The sequence below is a fragment of the Synechococcus sp. PROS-7-1 genome, assembly GCF_014279795.1.
In the GTDB taxonomy this organism is placed as follows: domain Bacteria; phylum Cyanobacteriota; class Cyanobacteriia; order PCC-6307; family Cyanobiaceae; genus Synechococcus_C.
On record NZ_CP047945.1, the window covers coordinates 2,507,025 to 2,527,737 of the forward strand.

Sequence of the window (20,713 nt, forward strand, 5' to 3'; positions counted from 1 at the left end):
TTCGCTTTGGAACCCAATTGAGCTTGTCGTCAATGCGACGTTTTAACCCTCATCAAAGAATTCAAACGGGCATCAATACCCGCCAACCGAGGTGATCAGCCTGCTCGCGAGCCTGCGCTGGCACATCGGCCGCCACAAACATCCGATGCAGCATCTGAACACCCAAGAGGTGGTTGATCACAGCGTCCATCTGAACCCTCTCGGCGTCGGTGGTGGCGGGGTCGTCGTGGCGCGCAAACAAGGCACGTACCCCCTCTTTGCTCAACAACCCAGCCGCATCAATCGCTTCATCACTCAGGTAGTCATCGGCCAATTGCTTCATCTGCGCCCACTTCTCAGGCTCGGTGTGGGCCGGGGGCGCCATGAAGGCAAATTTCTCACGCTTGTAGAGCACCTCCGGCAGCAAGCCAGCCATCGCCTCCCGAAGCACGTATTTCTCGGTTTTGCCCTTGATCCGTAGCTCCGGAGGCACCTGCACCGCAGCGGCCGCGAGGTGGTGATCAAGGAAAGCCGGCCGAGCCTCCATGGAATTGGCCATGTCGACGCGATCACCTCCCCAGGTGAGAATCTGGCCTTCCAACATTGTTTTGATCCAGACGTACTGAGCCTTGTCGAGGGCATGGCGGCCCTCGAGTTGCTGCGGATTCAACTGCTCAGCAATGGCCTTACCCGGCGAATACTCCGCTAACGCCTGGCGGTGCTCTTCAGCCAGCAGATCCGGCACAAGCGGCGCGCAGGCCAGCCAGGGCTGCAGACAACTGGGGGTGAAACCCACCACGGCATCAAGGTCGGGATCATCCACCTGATCAGCCGCCAACATCGCTCCCTGCACTAGGGAATTGTTGGTTTGAAGCAGAGATTCCCAGTCCTGGCGGTCGCTTTGCGGCAGATCATCCAAACCATGGAGGAACATGTCGCGCCGGAAGGCGGGGTAGCCACCGAACAGCTCATCTGACCCTTCCCCGGTCATCACGACCTTGTAATCGACGTTGTTGACGTGGCGACTCATCAGATATTTGGCCACAGCCAAGGTGTTGTAGATCGTGCGCTCGGTGTGCCAGAGCGTCTGTTCCATGTGGCCGTACAACTCACGACCCGACAGACGCATCACGTCCTGTTCGGCACCCGTGGCCTCTGCCATCTCGGCAGCAATGGGTGTTTCGTCGTAGCGCGCATCATCGAATCCGATCGTGAAGGCCTTGACGGGACCCTGACTCACCGCCGACGCCAGACCGAGGATCGAACAACTGTCGATGCCGCCGGAGAGATAACAACCAACCGGCACATCCGCCACCATCCGCATCTCCACCGCTTCCAGCAGAGCAGCCCGCACATTGGCAATGTGATCGGCCTCGGTGAGGGTGCTGTCCCGCTGATCCAAACGGGGAAAATCAACATCCCAATAGGTGGACTCCGACACCTCAAGCCGGTCACCCCTGCGTTGCACCTTCAGCACATGCCCGGGCTGAACCTGGTGCACCCCGGCAAAGGCGGTCGTTCCCGGGACCATGGTCTGCATCAATTGATGAAAGAGACCCTCCGAGGTGAAGCGTCGCTCCACGGCCGGGTGAGCAAACAGCACCTTCAACTCGGAGCCGAACACCAATCCCTCCGGCGTCATCGTCCAGTACTGGGGCTTGATGCCGAAGCGATCCCTCACGAGATAAAGACAGTCATCCACCGCATCAAACAAAGCGAAGGCGAATTCCCCCCTCAGCAAGGGCAACGTGGACTCGAGACCTTGGCGTTGATAGAGACGCAGCAGGATCTCAGAATCACTCTTGGTGCAGAAACGCACCCCCTGTGCCGTGAGGTCAGCCCGAATGCGCTGAAAGTCGTAGAACTCACCGTTGTGCGCCATCAGCACCTGACGGTCGTCGCTGAGGAACGGCTGCCTTGCCCGCGATTCGTTCAGATCAATGATCGACAACCGGGCATGGCAGAAGCCGACCCCGGCAGCGTCGATGCATTCCACACCGAAACCATCCGGTCCGCGATGGGACTGAATGGCCGCCATGTTGACCAACAACTGACGATCCAATGTCTGACGACGGTCCGCCAGAAATACACCTCCGATTCCGCACATCAGTTCGCCTCAGATCACATCCATCACCCGCTCGGCACGGTTCACCATGCAGGTGAGCAGTGCCATGCGCAGAAACACCGCCCCACGCGCCTGGCTGAAATACCAGTTGTGCGGCGTGTCATCCAAACAGGTGCTCAGCTCGGGGCCCCGGGCCAGGGGGTGCAGGACGATCGCCTCAGGCTTGAACGGCAGATCCCGGGTGAGACAAAATCCACCGCCATGCACCTCATAGCTGTCGCCAACCCAGGCGATCGCGTTGATATAAACAACATCCAGCTCGGGAATCTCAGCCGACAGATCTGAACTGCAGCGGATGGTCACACCGCTCGCTTCCAGCTCTTCCAGTTGACCCGGATCAAACAGGGGCGATTCTGACTCAACCCCGGCCGCATGAATCACCACCACCTCCTCAAGGATCTGGGGAAATTTGCTGAGGATCCGCAGCAATGAACGCACAGTGCGCATCCGTGACGGCAAACCGATCACCCCGATGCGGATCCGATCCTCGGGCGACACCTCTGATAAAGCCAGGCTGGGACGCCACTTGAAAATCGTGTAGAGATCCGCCATCGCCTGCGTCGGATGCTCATCAATGCCATTGCCGGCATTGATGATCGGAATCCGGAGAGTCGCAGTCATGGCATAAACAGCATCCGGATTGCTGTCGCGCAGCACCACACAGTCGCCGTAGTTGTTGAACATGTGCGCCACATCCTCCAGCGACTCCCCCTTGGCGATTCCGGTGGTGCTGCGGTCGGTGATGTTGATCGAATCACCGCCAAGGCGATGCCAGGCGCTATCGAAAGAGAGGCGTGTGCGCGTGCTGGGCTCGTAGAACGCGTTGATCAGGATCTTGCCGGTGAGCGGCGTGTTGTGACGGCAGTAACGGTCAGGGTTGCTCTCAAATTTCGCGGCCAATCGAAACAGCTGAAGCAGAGTTTCGGGTCGGAAGGCCTGCATCGACACAACATGCTGGTCGATCAGATCCAACAAGGGCTCGCCATCTTCAGCGATGGCAGCCAGAAGCTCCTGAGGCTGGTCATGACCGAACACATCGGGACCCATCGGCCGAAAGCGGAGAGGCGCCGATACCTCCTCAATCACTGCTGTGCCGGGATCTGCCATAAGCAAGTGCATCAACACCCGACGAGAAAATCGCGTGCTTGTGCTGTGAATCACATCTTCTCTCGATAACAAGAGTTGAGTGCGGACGTCTAGCTCGAAAGACGTTCTTTAGAAAAAGGGTTAAAAAATAGTTTGCGTTAATACAAAACACCTCAAATATGTTCGAAACGAACACTTACCAGACACGTCCGCCTCTCCACTCAATCAACCAAATCAATAACAGCGCGAGCACAGAACAGACGAGCGCCACCTGACTTCCCACCAGGACCAGAGAGAACCAGTGTTGGTCCACCAGAACCGTGATCAGCAACGCGTTGGCCATGGCGTTCACCCCTCCTCTTGCAAACGATTGAAATCAAACTGTTCTGGCTGCCAGCGACTGCCCACTGCCATCACGACGGCCGAAACGGCTGCGGAGAACACCGCCGCGCAATAGGGAGCAATCAGAACGTAGGCCGTCAGACCCACAGCAGTGCCGGCCAGCATGGCGACAATCGCAGCCCAACGATTGGCGGAGGACCAATAGAGACCGCAAGCCACAGGCCAGACCGTGGAAGCCACCAACGCACCGGTGAAGAACAACACCGTCGCCAGCGAGTCCAGCCGCGGCCAAGACAGGGCCAAGGTGACCACAGCCAGGCCAACCACCATCTGCCGTGCCGCCTGCTTGAGCTGAGCATCGCTCGCCTGGGGACGCAGCAGACGGAAATAAACGTCTTCAGCCAGCAGATCCGCGGTGGAGGCCAACAGGGAGTCCAAGGTGGACGTCAGTGAGGCAAAGACCACCACAAACACCAGTGCAGCCCCACCCGCGCCGAGGAGATCCGCTGCCATCACCGGGAACACCATGTTCACCTGCTCTAGCGGCAGCTCGCGCGCCAACGCCACCAAACCGATCGATCCCGTCACCAGCGGGACACTCATCCAGGCCAATCCCCCCAAAACAAAAGAGGTCATCACCACACTGCGCCGGCTGGCGAACACGCGTGACCACCAGATGTTGTTGTGAAAGACCTCACCCATCGAGAACAGGGCTGAATTCCAGGCGATCAACAGACCGGCGGGGAGTAAGAGATCAAGACGGTCGGGATGCTCAGCGATTAAGAGGGCATGCACCTCCGGCATCGGGAACTGACGAAACGCCAGCACCGCCACCACCGCCAGCAGCACCATGATCAGGAGCGATTGGATGAAATCGGTTCCAATCACCGCCCGCATGCCGCCGAACAGCGTGTAAACCGTTGCGACACCGATCACCACCACCATGCCCACGTGATAATCAAAACCGGAGAGCGCCTGAAGCAACAGGCCGGCCCCCATGGCCTGGGTCATCAGAAAACCCAGCGTGTAAATGGCGGTGATCACCATGAACACCCACCAGGCCAAACGTCCGTATCGCAGCCGAATGAAATCACCACTGGTGCGGCCATTCGGCATCAGCTGCTTGATGCGTGAAGCCAGCGGCGCGAACAGGATCAACCCCAGACCGGCCAGGGCATAACTGAACATGCCCCAAAGACCGGTTCTGTAGCCGAATTCCGGGGCCAACAGTGTGGTGTTGCCCGTCACCCAAGACGCCATCAAGGTGGCTGTGCTCAAGGCCAACCCGATGTTGCGGCCCGCCAGCATGTAGTCGTCGGCATCTCCATTACCGCGGCGGCCCCAGGTCATCCCCAGGGCGATCCACAGCACGGAAAACAACACAACCAGGGCCCAGGCGATGCCAGGCGCCAGAAATGGTGTGGCTTCAGCGGGCATCGGCCGACCCCCGATCACGCCAGTGCAGATGACCCTGAATGATCATCGCCACCGTGGCCAGAGTCACCACAGCACCGAGGGCAAAGATCAGTCCAGCCCAGAGATTGTCATCCAAAGCGAATCCTCCCCTTCAGCAGATCTCAGACAAGCAAATCGCGGAGTTCGCATGCTTTCACCGACTAACAACAAAGTCGCCAGGGCTACCTGAATCACTGGCTGCCAGTGGCTTGATGCCTCCAATCTCGAAATGTGTAGCAATCACAACCCGCAGGGACCTGCTGGAGTTTTTGGATGCATCTGTTAATGACTCAGGCGATGTTCACCGAGTACCGACCAACCCAGGGGTACGACGAATATTTCTGCCGTAAACAGTACGCTCCCCGTGCCGATCTAGAGCCACTGCTGTCCTCCCTCGGCGCCATGGGGTTAGCGGAACTGAATCGCAGTCATGCATCAGCGAGCAACCTGTTGCGGCGCCTTGGAGCCACCTTCCGACTCAACGGATCAGGGCTTCATGGCGGAGAACGCATCCTTCCCTTTGATCCACTGCCAAGACTCATTCACCGTCAGGAATGGTCCGTTCTGGAGCGCGGATTGGTGCAACGCCTGGAGGCCATTGATCAGTTTCTGGCGGACGTTTATGGACCCCAACGGATCCTCAATGATGGTGTGATTCCCCGCGAGGACATGGAGAGCTCCCAGGGCTGGCGGCCCCAGATGCAGGACATCGCCGTGCCGCTGAACCGCTGGTGCCACATCTCCGGTCTGGATCTGATCCGCGATGGCGACGGCACCTGGAGAGTCTTGGAGGACAACCTGCGCTGCCCCTCCGGCGTGGCCTATTTCCTTGAGAACCGCCGGGTGATGAAGCGCTTGTTCCCGAGCCTGTTTGCGGGCCGGACAGTGCAGCCGATCGACGATTACCCCTCCCATCTTTTGCGCACGCTGCAGGATCTGGCCCCTTGGAGTGATGCTCCACGGGTGGTGCTGCTGACCCCCGGCGTGTTCAACAGCGCCTATTTCGAGCACAGCTATCTGGCCCAGCAAATGGGCATTGCCCTGGTGGAAGGCCGCGATCTGATCTGTGAGGACGGACGCGTCTGGATGCGCAGCACTGCCGGCAGGGAACCTGTGGATGTGATCTACCGGCGCATCGATGACGATTTCCTCGATCCGAACGTCTTCCGGCGTGATTCGATGCTCGGTGTCCCCGGGCTCATCGATGCCATGCGCTCCGGTCGAGTAGCCATCGCCAATGCCCCTGGGAGCGGGGTCGCCGACGACAAGCTGATCTATGCCTACGTGCCGGCAATGATCCGTTATTACCTCAACGAAGAACCGATCATTGACAACGTCCCCACCTATCTCTGTTCAAGGGACGACGACCTCCGTTTTGTGCTCGAGCATCTCAACGAACTGGTGGTGAAGTCTGTTGCCGAAGCAGGCGGCTATGGAATGTTGATCGGGCCCCATGCCAGCACTGAGGAGATTGAGAGCTTCGCGGCGAAGATCAAGGCACATCCGCGCAATTTCATCGCTCAGCCCACCCTGCAGCTTTCCACAGTTCCATCCCTCAGCGAAGGGGAGCTGTACCCCTGCCATGTGGATCTGCGCCCCTACGTGCTCCGGGGTAAAAGCGACTGGGTCAGCCCCGGCGGCTTGACTCGTGTAGCCCTGAAACGCGGTTCCTTGGTGGTCAACTCCTCCCAGGGGGGCGGCTGCAAGGACACCTGGGTGGTCAGCGACAACACAGTCACCGCCGAATGTGCGGAGCCGGTGCCGTGCTGAGCCGTGTGGCCGATTCGCTGTACTGGATCAACCGGTATATCGAGCGGGCCGAAAACATCTCCCGATTTCTGGAAGTGAGCGAAGCCATGGCTCTGGACTGCCCCCCGGGCAGCGCTGAGCCTTGGCTTCCCCTCGTGGATGCCAATGGAGACCGCCAACGCTTCGACGAAACCTATCCACTGGGAAGTCCAAACGATGTTGTTGGCTTTCTGCTGCTGGACCGCGACAACCCCAACAGCATCGTGAGCTGCATCGCCAAGGCCCGTGAAAACGCTCGCCAAATCCGCGATGTAATCACCACAGAAATGTGGGAGCAGCTCAATGACCTCTATTGGAATGTTCAAGACGGTGAAGCGCTCTGGCAGGAACCGGATCAGGAGCAGCTACGCAGCATTCGTCGCGGTTGCCAGCTCTTCTATGGCATCACGGACGTGACCCTCAGCCGTGATCAAGCCTGGCTGTTTAGCCAGCTGGGGCGGCTGATCGAACGGGCGGACAAAACCTCCCGCATTCTCGATGTGAAGTACTTCCTGCTGTTGCCAACGCCAACGGAGGTGGGCGGGGTTCTCGATGAACTGCAGTGGATCTCACTGCTGCGCACAGCTGGGGCTTATCAGATGTACAGACAGAGCGTTCAGCAGGCGATCACACCCGCATCGGTGGCACGATTCTTGCTGCTGGATCCAATTTTTCCCCGCTCGGTCCGCTTCTGTCTGCAGGAGATCAACACCACACTGGAGCGCATCCGGCCAGGTCCCCATGCAGGCCCCCCGGATGATCTTGAGTGCCTACGCGGCCAGTTGTTGGCTCAGTGGAGCTATACCCGCATCGATGCAGTGATTGACCGGGGACTGCATGAGGCCGTGGATCAACTTCAGAGCGACCTCAACAAGCTGCATGAACTCATCCACCGTCGCTACTTCACGACCACCGACTTCGGCTCCATCCCCACAGACCCGTCATGCGCGCTCAGCTGATCCACCGTCTCAACTATCAATACGAGGCTCCGGTTCAACTGGGGGAACACCGCCTCTGTCTGCGGCCCAGGGCCCAGGGCCATCAACGACTGATTCAGCATTCCCTGCAGATCTCACCGGTTCCTGTTCACAGCCATGAGCTGTTGGCAGCCAGTGGTGATGCAATCGAGCGTGTGCGCTTCCAAGGGGCGACCGCTTCACTTCAGATCGAAGCCAGGAGCCTGGTGGAAACCCGGCAAGCCACTCCCCTGCTCGATTGCTTCAACGGCCTTGAGCCTCCGCTTCCCTATCCCAGAGGCCAGTTGAACCACGACCTGTTGGGTGCCCTGGAAGGTTGGCTACCCAACGGACAGCATGATCCTTCTGCGGTGGAACTGGCTCAGGACGCCTTGATGGGAGGCAACCAACAGGCACTGCCCTTTCTTCAGCAACTGATGGAGATGATTCAGGACCGGGTGAAGTACACCCAACGGCATGTGGGCCCGGCCTGGCCGGCGGGCCGCACCCTGCGCGAGCGGGTTGGGTCCTGCCGCGATCTGGCGATGTTGATGATGGAGTGCTGCCGCAGTGTTGGCCTTCCAGCTCGGTTTGTCAGCGGTTACCACCTGGCCGAGCCTGCCCCTGAGCGGTACGACCTGCACGCCTGGACCGAGATCTATCTGCCCGGTGCCGGCTGGCGTGGATTCGATCCCAGCGCTGGTGGAGAAATCAACTCCCGCTACATCGTGCTGGCGAGTTCATCGAAGCCCGATCTCACCGCAGCCGTTCAGGGCACATTCCATGGCCCGATGGCCACCGCAAGCGAACTCAGTTGGACCATCGAAGCCGTTGTGGAGTCCGAGTCGTTGTCGGCACCCATCACACCCCTGATTCAGGCTGCCTGAACCAGGGGTTCCACCCCGTGAAAACGTGGCGGTGGAGCCTGGATCGACGTGACTGCCATCAGAGCTGGAATGCGTGCACTGTTGTACACGCGGAACTCCTGAAGCAACGACACCCCTTTCTCCCGAACCGCTTGGTTGAGGACCACGGACCCATCAGGGTCCGACACCGAACGATGGAAGGTACCGGGCGGAATGCGCAGGATGTCGCCGCCGCTCTGCAGACGCACGATGTGAAACGGCTTCGTCCAAGCCAGATTCACCAGATAAAAAGTGCGGCCACCACTGGCCGCTAAAAGATTGTCTTCCTGATGAGGATGCAAATAGAACTGCCAGGCACCGCTGTCTGGATCATCGGGCGGACTGATCGCAGGCCCGCTGTGAATCACCAGATCACGGGCGTTGGACGTTTCCACCGTCACGTCAAAGAAACGCACCGCTGGTGTGTCGCGGAAGCGCTCATAGGACAGCAATTCGAACATCCCTGATGTGTCCGTTAACGGCAAACAACTACGTCTGTGTTGTACTGGCCTCCGCCAAGGAAAACGGTGGCATCGGCGACGCTTCAGCCACCCAAATAGCCCCATTGGGGGGCCGTAGCCCCCGACCGACGTGGCATCGACTGCAGGAACATCTGGTGAACGCAGTCCATCAACTGTGTTGCCGGGAGTTCTATCCCGTCACCACAGCCTGGGTCAGGATCCGTATTAAAAGGGAATGGGCATGGTGACGGCCGCCGGCTCAGGTGCACAGGCGCTGATCTGCTCCTTCACCACATCGCCAACCACCACGATGGACGGGGAGGCGAACTGTTCCTGACGCGCCCGTTCAGCGATGGTCGAGAGCACGGCCTGCAGACAACGCTGCCCGGCCACGGTTCCCTGTTGAATCACGGCCACGGGGGTCTCGGGGCTGAGCCCTCCGGCCATCAGCTCATCAGCGATGCGCGGCAGATTGTGAAGCCCCATGTAAATCACCAGGCCATCGCTCGCAGTCGCCAGGGAACGCCAGTTCACCGATGGTCGGCGCTTATCAATCTCCTCGTGGCCTGTCACGAACGTGACCGAAGACCCTGCGCGCCGATGGGTGACGGGAATTCCCGCATAGGCCGGTGCTGCAATCCCAGCAGTCACCCCCGGCACCACTTCTACCCGCACGCCATGTTTCACGAGATGCGCTGCTTCCTCACCACCCCGACCAAAGAGGAAAGGATCACCACCTTTGAGGCGGACCACACAGGCGTGACGTGCCGACAGCTCCACCAGTACGGCGTTCGTGCTCGGCTGCGGGACGGAATGGTGCCCCCTGCGCTTCCCCACGAAGTGACGTTCACAGTGCTCCGGCACAAGATCCAGAACCTCCCGCGGCACGAGCGAGTCGTACACAAGCGCATCACAGGATTGGAGCAGACGATGCGCCTTCACTGTGAGCAGCTCGGGGTCTCCCGGACCAGCACCAACGAGATAAACGATTCCAGAACTGTTAGCAGTAGTCACGGCAAGGAAACCAGCAAATCGATCAAGCCCTGACGGATCAGGGGATGGTCCAGCAAAGGGGGCCATTCTCCAGCCTCCCCGAGGGACTCAGTCATCCGGTTTGGAGCCAACGCCAACGTGAGTGGCTGAGCTTCTGGGTGGAGGCGTTGGTACTCGGGCCATTGATCAAAGGGCACAAGCGGGCGGCCCATTCGCATGGAGAGCTGGGTCAAGAAGCGATCAGCCAAGCCTGGACGGAGAGGGTGATGAATCAACACGCCCGTTGTTGATGCATGCAACTGCAGCGCCTGAGCCACCAGGCTCCACCAGCTGGTCCAGGCTCCAAGAAATGGCAGCAGCGTCACGGACTGGCCCTCCCCTACGAGACGACGACGGATCATCGGAACATCAACCCGGGCATGGGCGCCGGGCCAGAGCAGCATCGGCACCAGCCACAGAGGCCCATCAGATCGAGACGGGGGTGAGGCCCCGGTGAGGACTTCAAGCTCCACAGGAGCCCGGCGACCTGACTGCACAGACTGGCAAAGCCGTCGCAAGGCCTCTGGAACTTCGCCTCCAGCACGACCGTGCACAACCAGACGGATTGCACGCTGAGGCAGCAAAGCACTGTTTGGTAGCAATGGCCACGCCCGGGAGACAGGAGCGGCTGTTCTCATCGGTGCATGTTGACCATGTTCAGCTCCATGACCCGCCGTCGTACCTCCAACCGTTCCGCCATGGACCGAGCCGCGATGGAGGCGCGTTCCGAGCGGAGATGCGCTCATGAACGTTATCGCCCGGAGAGCCAACAACGCCTGAACAGGGACCGGTTTCAGAGCGAACTGGACCGGGACTTTGTCGCCATGAAACGGGTCTGGCAAATGCTGAGGCACGGGGCTGTTCGGATGCTTGGCGAAGTTGGACGCCAATACTGAAAAGGCGAAAGGGTGCCTTTTACGGCTGAAGCTGCTTCGAAGCTGTAGCTGAAACAACACTTTCGCCTTGCAATCCAGAGCCGACCAGGACTTCAAAACTGTTCGAACTGCTACCGACAGCATCAAAACGAACCAGTTCACTACCAATGGCGTTGCTTCCGTTTTGACACGCTCTTGGACCATGGGTCCGTTAACGATTGATTCACGCATTGTTTGGAGTGATCAGTCCGTCCTTTCTTCTTAATGACCATGACGATCAGCTCTCCCTCCAGGCCCTATCTGGATGGCAAGAAGCTCAATAAGATCGAGCAGAACAAGGCCGAAAAGGATGGTCTTCTGGTTGGACCTGAGATTGAGAAATTTGCTGAAATCGGTTGGGAGCAGGTCGACGAAACAGACCTTCAACTCCGGCTGAAATGGTATGGAATGTTCTGGCGTCCCAAAACTCCAGGGCAATTCATGCTGCGATTGAGAGTTCCAAATGGCGTTCTCTCAGCCCAGCAACTGCGTGTGGTCGCATCGATCGTTGAGCGTTACGGCGAGAGCGGCAGTTGCGACATCACAACACGCCAAAATTTGCAATTGCGTGGTGTCCTTCTCAACGATCTACCAGAAATCCTAAAGCGCCTCAAGGAAGCAGGACTCAGCTCAATTCAATCGGGTTTCGACAATCCCCGTAACGTCACCGGTAACCCTCTGGCCGGAATTGATCCCCACGAAATTGTTGATACCCGCCCATACACCACGGAACTCCAGAACTTTCTGACCAACAGCTGTCAAGGCAATCCCAATTACTCCAACCTGCCGCGCAAATGGAATACGGCCGTCGCAGGCGCCAAAGATAATTTCCTTCTCCACAACGACATCGTTTTCCATCCTGTTGAACGCGATGGCGAGATGGGCTTTGGCGTTTGGATCGGCGGCATCCTTTCATCACAAATGAATGCCTACGCCATTCCTCTCAATGCCTGGGTGAAACCGACCGAAATCTGCCGCATGACCGACGCTGTGATTTCGCTCTGGAGAGACAACGGGGAACGAGACAAGCGTCCCAAAGGTCGCTTCCGCTTCTATCTGGATGCAATTGGCATCGAAGCGTTCCGATCGCAAGTCGAAACACTGTTTGGACCCTTAACCCCGGATCCAGGTTCCGTTTTTGCCACCACGCCCCGTTCTCATTACGGACTTCATCCGCAGAAACAGGAAGGATTGTCATTTGCAGGCCTTCATGTACCAGTGGGTCGCCTGACAGCTCAGGATCTTCAGGACTTCGCCACTGCAAGCCTTGAGTACGGCAATGGCGAAGTGCGGCTCACCGAAGATCAAAATGTAATCGTGGTGGGTCTCCCCGACGAGGCCATTCCTGCATTCAAAGCTGATCCTCTGCTCCAACGGTTTCCATTAGAGCCGGGGTCCATTGCAGCAGGTACGGTGTCATGCACGGGAAACACCTACTGCAGCTTCGGCCTCACCAATACCAAAGATCAGGCTCGAAAGATCGCCCAGGAGCTTGACCAGGAGCTCAACCTACCTGAAGAAGTGAAGATCCATTGGACGGGATGCCCCAACACCTGTGGCCAGGCCTTTATGGGAGCCATCGGACTCACCGGAACCAAGGCCAAAAATAGCGAGGGTGTGATGGGTGAGGGATACATGCTCACCACTGGAGGCTCCCAAGGAGAAAATCCAACGGTGGGTGAAGTGAAACAGAAAGCGATTCCGGCCGATCAGATCAAAACCGTTTTGAAGGATCTTCTGGTGGAGCAATTCGGAGCATCACTCAAACGCTGAAGCCCGCTGCAATTGAAACGACGCGGCCGTGACGCTTCCTTTTGAAGTCACGGCCGTCAAGCTTCAAAACGGATTGCTCTCTTTCACCATGGCACAACCAACCGACCCCTTCTCCAAGTTCGTCAACTGGCTGAGCGCCAAAGGAACTGCGCCAAAAACCGTCACTCACAACGACGGTGGCAAGGACTTTTTCTCAAAGCTGATGAACCGCATCTCTAGCTGACTTCACACACCCAACTTCTAAACAGATTGATGGATTACGTTCTCCCCAATGAACTTGTCGACGGCATGATTGCCGCCGGCGGCAAAAAATCAAACGTCAGCGTTAAAGATTTACTTCTACGCGGATTCTATTCGGGCGCGATTCTTGGTCTGGCCGTGATTCTGGCCCTCACCGTTGGTATTCAAAGCAAGCTGCCGTTCCTGGGATCTGTGCTGTTCCCATTCGGGTTTGCCAGCATTGTGCTGTTCGGCATGGAGCTCGTCACAGGTAACTTCGCCCTCCTGCCCATGGCGACTTGGGCTGGTCGCTGCTCCTGGGGAGCCACATTCCGTAATTGGAGCTGGGTGTGGATCGGCAACTTCATCGGCACTCTGGTAGTGGCGGTGATCATGGCCATCAGCCTCACCAGTGGAGGCACCGTGGATCCAGCCGCGGATGGTGGGGTCTGGCAGAAGGTTGCCCAGAAAATCATGACGTTGAATATCGCCAACGTTGAAAAAAAGTACGAAGCTCTGGGTTCACTCGGATTCGGACTCGCCATTTTGCGAGCTGTGGTTGCCAACTGGCTCGTCTGTTTGGGTGTGACCATGGCTCTTGTCAGTAAGAGCGTTCCTGGAAAGCTTCTGGCCTGCTGGTTGCCGATCACGGCATTCCAAACGATGGGAATGGAACACATTGTTGTGAATCAATTTCTCCACACAGCAGGGCCAATTCTGGGTTCAGGCGTACCGTTCTGGAAATGCATCTTCTGGAATTTCCTTCCTGTTACCATCGGCAATATCATCGGTGGCATGGTGTTTATCGGCATGCTTTTCTACAGCACCCACCGCACCACCATGGACAACGTGCTTCCGAAGGAACACGATGAGAAACTGGAGCGCGAACTCGCAGCAGAACTGGGAGCACGCTGACAATCAATGAGTGTTGACGAAGCCATCCTCTGGGATCGGCTGGCGCGATCACGCAGAGCTCCACTGGAGCCTTCCTGGCTGGAGGAGTCTTACTCCTCCAGCCTTTCTGCTGATCTGCGTCAAGCCCTCTGCGAAAAACTGGGATCCCTGGCCGCCCATGGCTGGCCAATCATCCTGCGCCTGATCCAGCAACACGGTGAGCAGAGAGAGCTCCTGCTGGCTGCAGGGTTGTGCCATCAACCTGAAGCTCGCGACTGGCTGCTGCATCGGCTTAATGAGCACAGTCAACTTGGTGATGACCATCTTTGTGTCCTCCAGGCTTTGTCCTGCTGGGGCGCGGACGTTCCTGAATCAGTTCTGCTCAGATGCCTACAACACCCTGGCGCTCAACACCGTCTGACTGGCCTGCAACTGATCAGCTTCCGAGCTCACACACTCACGGATCAACAACTTCTCGCTCTCTGCAGCAATCTGCTGGATGATTGGCGCGATCCGATTGTGATCTCCACCATTCGGGTGCTTCAACGCCGGGATGGTGGAGCGATCAGTGAACGCATCGCAGGCCTGTGCCAGAGCAACTCCGACGTGATTGCCGACGCAGCCTTTCGAGCCCTGGGGTGTATCGCTACCCCCACCAGTCAACGATTACTCATTGAACTCAGTGAATCCCTGGATAATCCAAGCCGGCGCGAGCTCGCGCAGCGTCAAATAAACCAACAATTCCGTAACTAAACAATAAAAAGCCCGGCAATGCCGGGCTTCATCCTCTCGCTGTCCTTTAAAAGCTCACACGGTTCAAGACCCATTCACCATTTTTTGTAGGGGAGAAACTTGCCGCACATGGTGATCTTCACACGATCACCTTTTGGATCCTCAACCTTGTCAACTTCAAGGGTAAAGTCAATCGCACTCATGATGCCATCGCCGAATTTTTCCTGGATGACATCCTTCAGCGGCATTCCATACACCTGCATGATTTCGTAGAAGCGATAAATCAGAGGATCAGTCGGAATCACCGGCTCGAGACTGCCTTTTGTGGGGAACTCCTGGATTGCTGCTGTGATCGCGGGGTCCAAGGAGAGCAGTGACGCCAGCTTTTCAGCCTCCTCCGGTGATGCGGTGGCCTGTCCATAAAACAAAGAGGCGACCCAGACTTCATCGAGTCCAAGCGCTGATCCAAGATCGGTAAAACTCATCCCTTTAGCTTTCTTTGCTGCCATCAAACTGGCTGTCACAGTGCTCTGCGAAGGAGCAGAAAGCGATGCGGTCGTGAGTGTGGAGGAGGTCATGCCGGGAAGGCAATTTGCATGTGAGATGCTCACGCAGCCACCATCCACAAAATGCATCAACGACGACCAAAACGACAATTCGATTTGGATGCATTGAACACACCATTACCGTTGCAGCCCTGCTCTATTGGAAAGAGATGATTTGATGTGATGAGCGCTCTTTTCCGTTCCTTCAGCTCCCTTTTGTTCAGCCAGCAACTTGATTCCAGTGGTGCTTCAAGCCTGGTGCTCGAACGGCTGTATTACGCCGATGGACGTCAAAATCCTGATCACCCACTCCACGGCAGCTTCACTGGCTTGTCCTATTTCGACTCTCCCTGACTTGCCTCCTCTAGTCTTCGGTATCAACGGCTACCCCTATGCCCTCCGCCCTGCAGAACACTGATCCAATCTGCTTGAACGCGCGTGACAAGCACTGCTCTTAGCGGTCGTGAACGGTTCAAACAGCACCTTCGCAAGGTTGGCAGCGGAGAACACACCAGCAAGGGCATGAGCCGCGAAGAAGCAGCGGATGCCCTTGAACTCATGCTTCACCAGGATGCAACTCCTGCCCAAATCGGTGCCTTTTTAATTGCACACCGGATCCGACGTCCCGAGCCCCAGGAACTCACGGGAATGCTCGACACCTACCGGAAACTTGGGCCGGTTCTTCGCAGTGCCCCCGGACAACGTCCGCCGCTGTGCTTCGGCATGCCCTACGACGGACGAACCCGAACAGCACCGATCTACCCCCTCACCACCCTGGTTCTGCTGGCCTGCAATCAGCCGGTGGTGCTGCAGGGTGGTGAGCGCATGCCGATCAAATACGGCATCACGGCCATTGAGCTGTTCCGCAGCCTTGGGCTCGATCTACGTGGACTGCCACTGGAAACCGTTCAAGACGGCTTTCACAACCAAGGATTTGCCCTGATCCATCAGCCTGATCATTTCGCCATCGCCGAGAGTCTGATCAGTTACAGGGATGAACTGGGCAAGCGCCCCCCTGTGGCAAGTCTGGAACTGCTCTGGACCGCCCATCAAGGGGACCATCGTCTGATCAGCGGATTCGTCCACCCCCCTACCGAAAGCCGAGCCTGGGAAGCACTGAAGCTCGCCGGTGAAACCGATCTCTTCACCGTGAAAGGATTGGAAGGTGGCACCGATCTACCGATTGGTCGAGCCTGCATCACCGCCCGCGTTCTCGGGGACCAAACAGAACGACTGATCCTGCATCCAAGGGATCACGGCTGTCATGCCACCGATGTGGAGTGGACTGACCTCACCACCTGGCAGGCCCAGGCCATGGACGCTTTGCAGAACCGCGGACCGCTGCGGGATTCCCTGCGCTGGAACGCCGGCGTTTATCTCTGGTTTGCGGGCCTCAGCGACAGCCTGGAAACGGCTTTAGAGACGGCCGCCACCGTGATGGACGAAGGCAAAGCCCTGCACCAGCTTGATCAGTTGTGCAGTTGCCTTTCCATCCGGTGATGCGCGAATGGCACGCCAGCGACCGTAAAAGTCTCGAGCCTCAGATACCGCCAGCCACATCGCTCCAACAGAGGGCGACTTAGCAGACTCGCCTCAGCGTGAATGTGCAAAAGCCCTTCGGCACGAGCATCGCACTCAATGCGTTTCACCAGTGCCGTGCCGTGGCCTTGGCGTGACGCCCGTCCACGGCAATACAACAACGCCAGCCGATCCGGCGGCTGACGCATGGCAAAAGCAGCACCATCGCCGCTGATCCAACCGTCACCCTCTCGAAACACTCGATCCAGCACTCCGGGGAGCCAGGCCAAAGAGATCCAAGCCCTGATCTGGTGCGGTGTGTACAGGCCTGAGGCCTGACTCTCAATGGCATCCGTAAAGATCTCTTGAAGCAGAAGGGCATCGGCGGACCGAATGCGTCGCAAAGCCATCAGCGTGGCCTGTGGGAATGTGAGTCTCCTCTGAAGAGCAGCCAGATTGCAGCGTCCTCGGATCCCCACCCTGCTCAGTGCTTTCCTCACGCTCCTGAACGACAGGTTGAGCGAAAGCATCGTGTTTCCGCTGCTGCCCTTCCTGCTGGCGAGCTTCAATGCCGACGGACGCACCCTTGGACTTCTGGCAGGAAGTTATGCCCTTGCCCAGTTCGCCGCGACCCCGTTGATCGGAGCCCTCAGTGACCGCTTTGGCCGTCGGCCGGTGATCGCGACGTGCGTCAGTGGCTCCGTGCTGGGCCTGGGTCTGTTCGCCCTCACCGTGAGCCTCGACTGGCCAGCCGGTGCCACATTGCCCCTCATGCTGCTGTTTCTGGCGCGGTTGATCGATGGCGTGAGCGGTGGAACCGCCGCCACCGCCAGTGCGGTCTTAGCCGACATCACACCTCCCGAGCAGAGGGCTCGAGCCTTCGGCCTCATCGGTGTGGCCTTCGGACTCGGCTTCATTGTGGGGCCTTTCCTCGGAGGGCAGCTCGCACGCATCAACGTGACCGTGCCGGTGTGGGCCGCCACTGGATTCGCAGTGGTGAATCTCCTGGTGGTTCTAGGACTCCTTCCAGAAACGCATCCTGCCGATGCACGCAGAGCGATGCCGCGCAAACGGGAGCTCAATCCGTTGGCCCAAGTCATCAAAGTGACGGCCAATCCCGCCGTCGGACGGCTCTGTCTGAGTTTTTTCCTGTTTTTCCTGGCGTTCAACGGCTTCACGGCCATCCTTGTTCTCTATTTCAAACAGCGTTTCAACTGGGGTCCCGAACTGGCCAGCACGGCCTTTCTGATCGTGGGCATTGTGGCCACCGTGGTTCAGGGAGGATTGATCGGCCCGCTGGTGAAACGTCTTGGCGAGTGGCGTCTCACCCTGATCGGTCTCAGCCTGGTGATCACCGGTTGCCTGCTGATTCCATCAACAACCGTTGAACAAGCGCAACTAGGAGTTTTCAGTGCCGTGGCGATTTTGGCGACGGGCACCGGGTTGGTGACACCAAGCCTGCGCAGCCTGGTGTCCAGGCGTCTGAACTCAGAAGGTCAGGGGGCAGCCCTCGGCAGCCTGCAGGCCCTGCAGAGTCTCGGCAGTTTTCTCGGACCTCCCCTCGCGGGACTGAGCTATGACCTGCTGGGACAGACCAGTCCGTTCCTTGGCAGTGCAGGCTTGTTGATCGCCGTGACCCTGCTGGTGGGAGGAACGCCACGTCTCCGTCGAAGTGTCTGAACGAACGCCACAACGGCCTCGGCTCGCTTTCCAGAACACATTCCTGTCAATCCACGATTGCTACGTTGCGCGAGCCGGCTCTCCTACTGGTCACGCCATGAGTGACAAAGTTCTTGCTCCCGATCTCTACATCAACCGGGAGCTCAGCTGGATCGCTTTTAACGAAAGGGTTCTCGTTCAGGCTTTGGACGAGCGGACACCGCTGCTGGAACAAGCCAAATTCAGCGCCATTTTCAGCAACAACCTCGATGAATTCTTCATGGTGAGGGTGGCCTCTCTGAAGGCCCAGGTTGAGGCCGGCATCGAAAAACTCAGCGAAGACGGACGCACACCGATCGAGCAGCTTCACGCGATCCGCGAGCGGCTCACCCCACTGCTGCACAAGCAACAGGAGCATTACCGCTCCCGCCTGAAGAGCCAACTTCTCGACCACGGCGCCCATCTACTGGATTACGAACAGCTCAACGAGCGCCAGCGCCTCTGGGTTGACAACTATTTCCAGACAGCGATCTTCCCGGTCCTCACCCCCTTGGCCGTTGATCCGGCTCATCCCTTCCCGTTCGTGAGCAATCTGAGCCTGAATGTTGCAGCTCTGATCCACGACCCCCAAAGCGGGCAACGCCAACTCGCCCGAGTGAAAGTCCCTCAAAAGATCCTGCCCCGCTTCGTCACCATTCCCACCGATCTCGCCGGCGGTGACTGTGAACCGATTCACACCGCCGTACCTCTGGAGCAGGTGGTGGCGTTCAACCTGGGCTTGCTCTTCCCTGGCATGACCATTGAAGGTCACTATTTCTTCCGAGTCACCCGCGATGCGGACCTGGAATTGAGGGATCTCGAGGCCGATGACCTCATGATCGCCATCGAGCAGGGCTTGCGCAAACGCCGGATGGGCGGCGAAGTCGTGCGTCTGGAGGTTGCCGATGAAATGCCCCAAGACGTGGTCGAGATGCTGATGGAGGGAATGTCCGTTGAGGAGGAAGACCTTTACAGGGTTGATGGTCCTCTCGGGCTGGACGACCTCTTCGGCCTGATGGGAATTCCCCTGCCGCAACTCAAGGATGAGAGCCATTCAGGACTGACTCCCGCCATCCTCGGGCGTGCGCAGCGGAGCATGTTGGAGGACGGGTCCCTGAAAGAAGAAGAGTTCGAAAGCATCTTCTCGGTGGTGCGGCGCCGCGACGTTTTGCTTCACCATCCCTACGACCTCTTCTCCACATCCGTAGAGGAATTCATCAACCAGGCGGCTGATGACCCCCTGGTGATGGGCATCAAGATGACCCTCTACCGCACCTCCAAGGATTCACCGATCATCGCCGCGTTGATTCGCGCCGCTGAGAATGGAAAGCAGGTGATGGCCCTGGTGGAACTGAAGGCCCGCTTCGATGAAGACAACAACATTCAATGGGCCAAGCACCTGGAACGGTCCGGCGTGCATGTTGTCTATGGCGTTCTTGGTCTAAAGACCCACACCAAAATCGTTCTGGTAGTCCGTAAGGAGAAAGAGCGCCTGCGGAGTTACGTGCATATCGGAACTGGAAATTACAACTCCAAAACCTCACGGCTGTACACCGACCTCGGACTTCTTTCAGCACGACCGGAACTGGGCCAAGACCTCGTGGAGCTGTTCAATTACCTCACGGGTTTCTCCAAACAGCAGGGGTTCCGCAAGCTTCTGGTGGCACCCGTTTCCCTGCGCAAGGGAATGGAAAATCTGATCCGCAGAGAGATCGAGCATGCCCAGCAGGGCCGGGGAGGCCACATCCGGGCCAAGATGAATTCCCTTGTGGACCCTGGAATCATTGCCCTGCTGTATGAAGCCTCTCAAGCCGGAGTCAAAATCGAATTGATCATCCGTGGAATGTGCTGCCTCTACCCAGGCCGCAAAGGGCTCAGTGAATCCATCAGCGTGGTCAGCATTATTGGGCGTTTCCTTGAACACTCACGCATTTTCTGGTTCGGGAATGGTGGCAGCCCTGAGGTTTACATCGGCAGTGCTGACTGGATGCCCCGCAACCTTGATCGACGCGTCGAAGCAGTCACTCCAGTGGAAGAGCCGACGCTACGCGAACAACTCGAACGACTTCTGCAGGTTTACCTCGACGACAACCGCGGCGCCTTTGATATGCAGAGCAACGGCGATTTCACGCAGCGTCATCCCGAAGGTACAGAGCGGAATTCTCAACTTCAACTCATTGAAACCTGGAAAAAAGGCGTTCCCGCTCAGAATGAGTGAGCGAAATTCAGTTAAATCCGCAACATAAAACCGAGTGGATACTGCGCATCTGCCCCTTAATTGATCAAACCGC

The 20,713-nt window shown here is 57.9% G+C and carries 21 protein-coding genes; 11 read left to right on the forward strand and 10 right to left on the reverse strand.

Annotated features, from left to right (window positions below; translation table 11 throughout):
- Nucleotides 1-61: 61 nt before the first annotated feature.
- The 5 genes from asnB to SynPROS71_RS13965 all read right to left on the reverse strand — a co-directional run bounded on the left by asnB (nt 62) and on the right by SynPROS71_RS13965 (nt 5,084).
- On the reverse strand, nt 62-2,086 hold the full coding sequence (gene asnB, locus SynPROS71_RS13525; RefSeq protein WP_186595764.1) for an asparagine synthase (glutamine-hydrolyzing): 2,025 nt from the start codon (nt 2,084-2,086) through the stop codon (nt 62-64).
- A 9-nt stretch (nt 2,087-2,095) separates the two neighbouring features.
- Nucleotides 2,096-3,211, reverse strand: coding sequence for an aspartate carbamoyltransferase (locus SynPROS71_RS13530; RefSeq protein ID WP_186595766.1), 1,116 nt, complete (start codon nt 3,209-3,211; stop codon nt 2,096-2,098).
- 175 nt (nt 3,212-3,386) lie between these two features.
- Nucleotides 3,387-3,533, reverse strand: coding sequence for a hypothetical protein (locus SynPROS71_RS13535; RefSeq protein WP_186472206.1), 147 nt, complete (start codon nt 3,531-3,533; stop codon nt 3,387-3,389).
- 5 nt (nt 3,534-3,538) lie between these two features.
- Nucleotides 3,539-4,969 (reverse strand): sodium:solute symporter family protein, encoded by a 1,431-nt coding sequence (locus tag SynPROS71_RS13540; protein ID WP_186595768.1) that lies wholly within the window; start codon nt 4,967-4,969, stop codon nt 3,539-3,541.
- Nucleotides 4,959-5,084, reverse strand: a complete 126-nt coding sequence (locus SynPROS71_RS13965; protein WP_255442223.1) for a hypothetical protein — start codon at nt 5,082-5,084, stop codon at nt 4,959-4,961. Before SynPROS71_RS13965 ends, SynPROS71_RS13540 begins: the two co-directional genes overlap by 11 nt.
- Nucleotides 5,085-5,284: 200 nt before the next feature.
- Between SynPROS71_RS13965 and SynPROS71_RS13545 the strand changes: the two genes are divergently transcribed.
- Genes SynPROS71_RS13545 through SynPROS71_RS13555 form a run of 3 tightly spaced genes read left to right on the forward strand, consistent with a single transcriptional unit; the run spans nt 5,285 to nt 8,618 of the window.
- Nucleotides 5,285-6,757, forward strand: a complete 1,473-nt coding sequence (locus SynPROS71_RS13545) for a circularly permuted type 2 ATP-grasp protein (RefSeq protein WP_186598102.1) — start codon at nt 5,285-5,287, stop codon at nt 6,755-6,757.
- A complete protein-coding gene (locus SynPROS71_RS13550) occupies nt 6,751-7,734 on the forward strand; it encodes an alpha-E domain-containing protein (RefSeq protein ID WP_186472209.1) in 984 nt (327 codons plus the stop codon). Before SynPROS71_RS13545 ends, SynPROS71_RS13550 begins: the two co-directional genes overlap by 7 nt.
- Entirely contained in the window at nt 7,719-8,618 is a 900-nt protein-coding gene (locus SynPROS71_RS13555; RefSeq protein WP_186595770.1) for a transglutaminase family protein, read from the forward strand. The genes SynPROS71_RS13550 and SynPROS71_RS13555 overlap by 16 nt, the downstream gene beginning before the upstream one ends.
- Here SynPROS71_RS13555 and SynPROS71_RS13560 read toward each other — a convergent pair.
- The 3 genes from SynPROS71_RS13560 to SynPROS71_RS13570 form a co-directional block, all read right to left on the reverse strand.
- The gene (locus tag SynPROS71_RS13560; RefSeq protein WP_186472211.1) at nt 8,606-9,097 is read right to left on the reverse strand and encodes a redox protein; all 492 of its coding nucleotides are present in this window, start codon (nt 9,095-9,097) and stop codon (nt 8,606-8,608) included. The two genes, SynPROS71_RS13555 and SynPROS71_RS13560, sit on opposite strands and share 13 nt — an antisense overlap.
- Nucleotides 9,098-9,322: 225 nt before the next feature.
- A complete protein-coding gene (gene cobA / locus SynPROS71_RS13565) occupies nt 9,323-10,111 on the reverse strand; it encodes a uroporphyrinogen-III C-methyltransferase (protein WP_186595772.1) in 789 nt (262 codons plus the stop codon).
- Complete coding sequence (locus SynPROS71_RS13570) at nt 10,108-10,875, reverse strand: DNA mismatch repair protein MutS (protein ID WP_255442224.1); 768 nt, start codon at nt 10,873-10,875, stop codon at nt 10,108-10,110. The genes cobA and SynPROS71_RS13570 overlap by 4 nt, the downstream gene beginning before the upstream one ends.
- Before the next feature lie 399 nt (nt 10,876-11,274).
- Between SynPROS71_RS13570 and SynPROS71_RS13575 the strand changes: the two genes are divergently transcribed.
- From SynPROS71_RS13575 to SynPROS71_RS13590, 4 genes are read left to right on the forward strand one after another with little or no spacing between them, the layout of a single operon-like run.
- Nucleotides 11,275-12,816, forward strand: coding sequence for a ferredoxin--nitrite reductase (locus SynPROS71_RS13575; protein ID WP_186595774.1), 1,542 nt, complete (start codon nt 11,275-11,277; stop codon nt 12,814-12,816).
- Nucleotides 12,817-12,844: 28 nt separating this feature from the next.
- Entirely contained in the window at nt 12,845-13,039 is a 195-nt protein-coding gene (locus tag SynPROS71_RS13580; protein ID WP_255442225.1) for a hypothetical protein, read from the forward strand.
- A gap of 29 nt (nt 13,040-13,068) precedes the next feature.
- Complete coding sequence (locus SynPROS71_RS13585) at nt 13,069-13,950, forward strand: formate/nitrite transporter family protein (RefSeq protein ID WP_186595776.1); 882 nt, start codon at nt 13,069-13,071, stop codon at nt 13,948-13,950.
- 6 nt (nt 13,951-13,956) lie between these two features.
- Entirely contained in the window at nt 13,957-14,682 is a 726-nt protein-coding gene (locus tag SynPROS71_RS13590) for a HEAT repeat domain-containing protein (RefSeq protein ID WP_186595778.1), read from the forward strand.
- A 74-nt stretch (nt 14,683-14,756) separates the two neighbouring features.
- Here the strand turns inward: SynPROS71_RS13590 and cynS are convergent, their stop codons facing one another.
- Nucleotides 14,757-15,239: a cyanase gene (gene cynS, locus SynPROS71_RS13595; RefSeq protein ID WP_186598105.1), complete on the reverse strand. Its 483-nt coding sequence runs from the start codon at nt 15,237-15,239 to the stop codon at nt 14,757-14,759.
- 150 nt (nt 15,240-15,389) lie between these two features.
- On the opposite strand from cynS, the gene SynPROS71_RS13600 reads away from it, so the two are divergent.
- Entirely contained in the window at nt 15,390-15,560 is a 171-nt protein-coding gene (locus SynPROS71_RS13600; protein ID WP_186595780.1) for a cyanate hydratase, read from the forward strand.
- Nucleotides 15,561-15,644: 84 nt separating this feature from the next.
- Nucleotides 15,645-16,706: an anthranilate phosphoribosyltransferase family protein gene (locus tag SynPROS71_RS13605; RefSeq protein ID WP_186595782.1), complete on the forward strand. Its 1,062-nt coding sequence runs from the start codon at nt 15,645-15,647 to the stop codon at nt 16,704-16,706.
- Here the strand turns inward: SynPROS71_RS13605 and SynPROS71_RS13610 are convergent.
- Complete coding sequence (locus SynPROS71_RS13610; RefSeq protein WP_186595784.1) at nt 16,676-17,134, reverse strand: GNAT family N-acetyltransferase; 459 nt, start codon at nt 17,132-17,134, stop codon at nt 16,676-16,678. The two genes, SynPROS71_RS13605 and SynPROS71_RS13610, sit on opposite strands and share 31 nt — an antisense overlap.
- A gap of 46 nt (nt 17,135-17,180) precedes the next feature.
- Between SynPROS71_RS13610 and SynPROS71_RS13615 the strand changes: the two genes are divergently transcribed.
- Complete coding sequence (locus tag SynPROS71_RS13615) at nt 17,181-18,404, forward strand: MFS transporter (RefSeq protein WP_186595786.1); 1,224 nt, start codon at nt 17,181-17,183, stop codon at nt 18,402-18,404.
- Nucleotides 18,405-18,501: 97 nt separating this feature from the next.
- Complete coding sequence (gene ppk1 / locus SynPROS71_RS13620) at nt 18,502-20,640, forward strand: polyphosphate kinase 1 (protein ID WP_186595788.1); 2,139 nt, start codon at nt 18,502-18,504, stop codon at nt 20,638-20,640.
- The last annotated feature ends 73 nt before the right edge of the window (nt 20,641-20,713 follow it).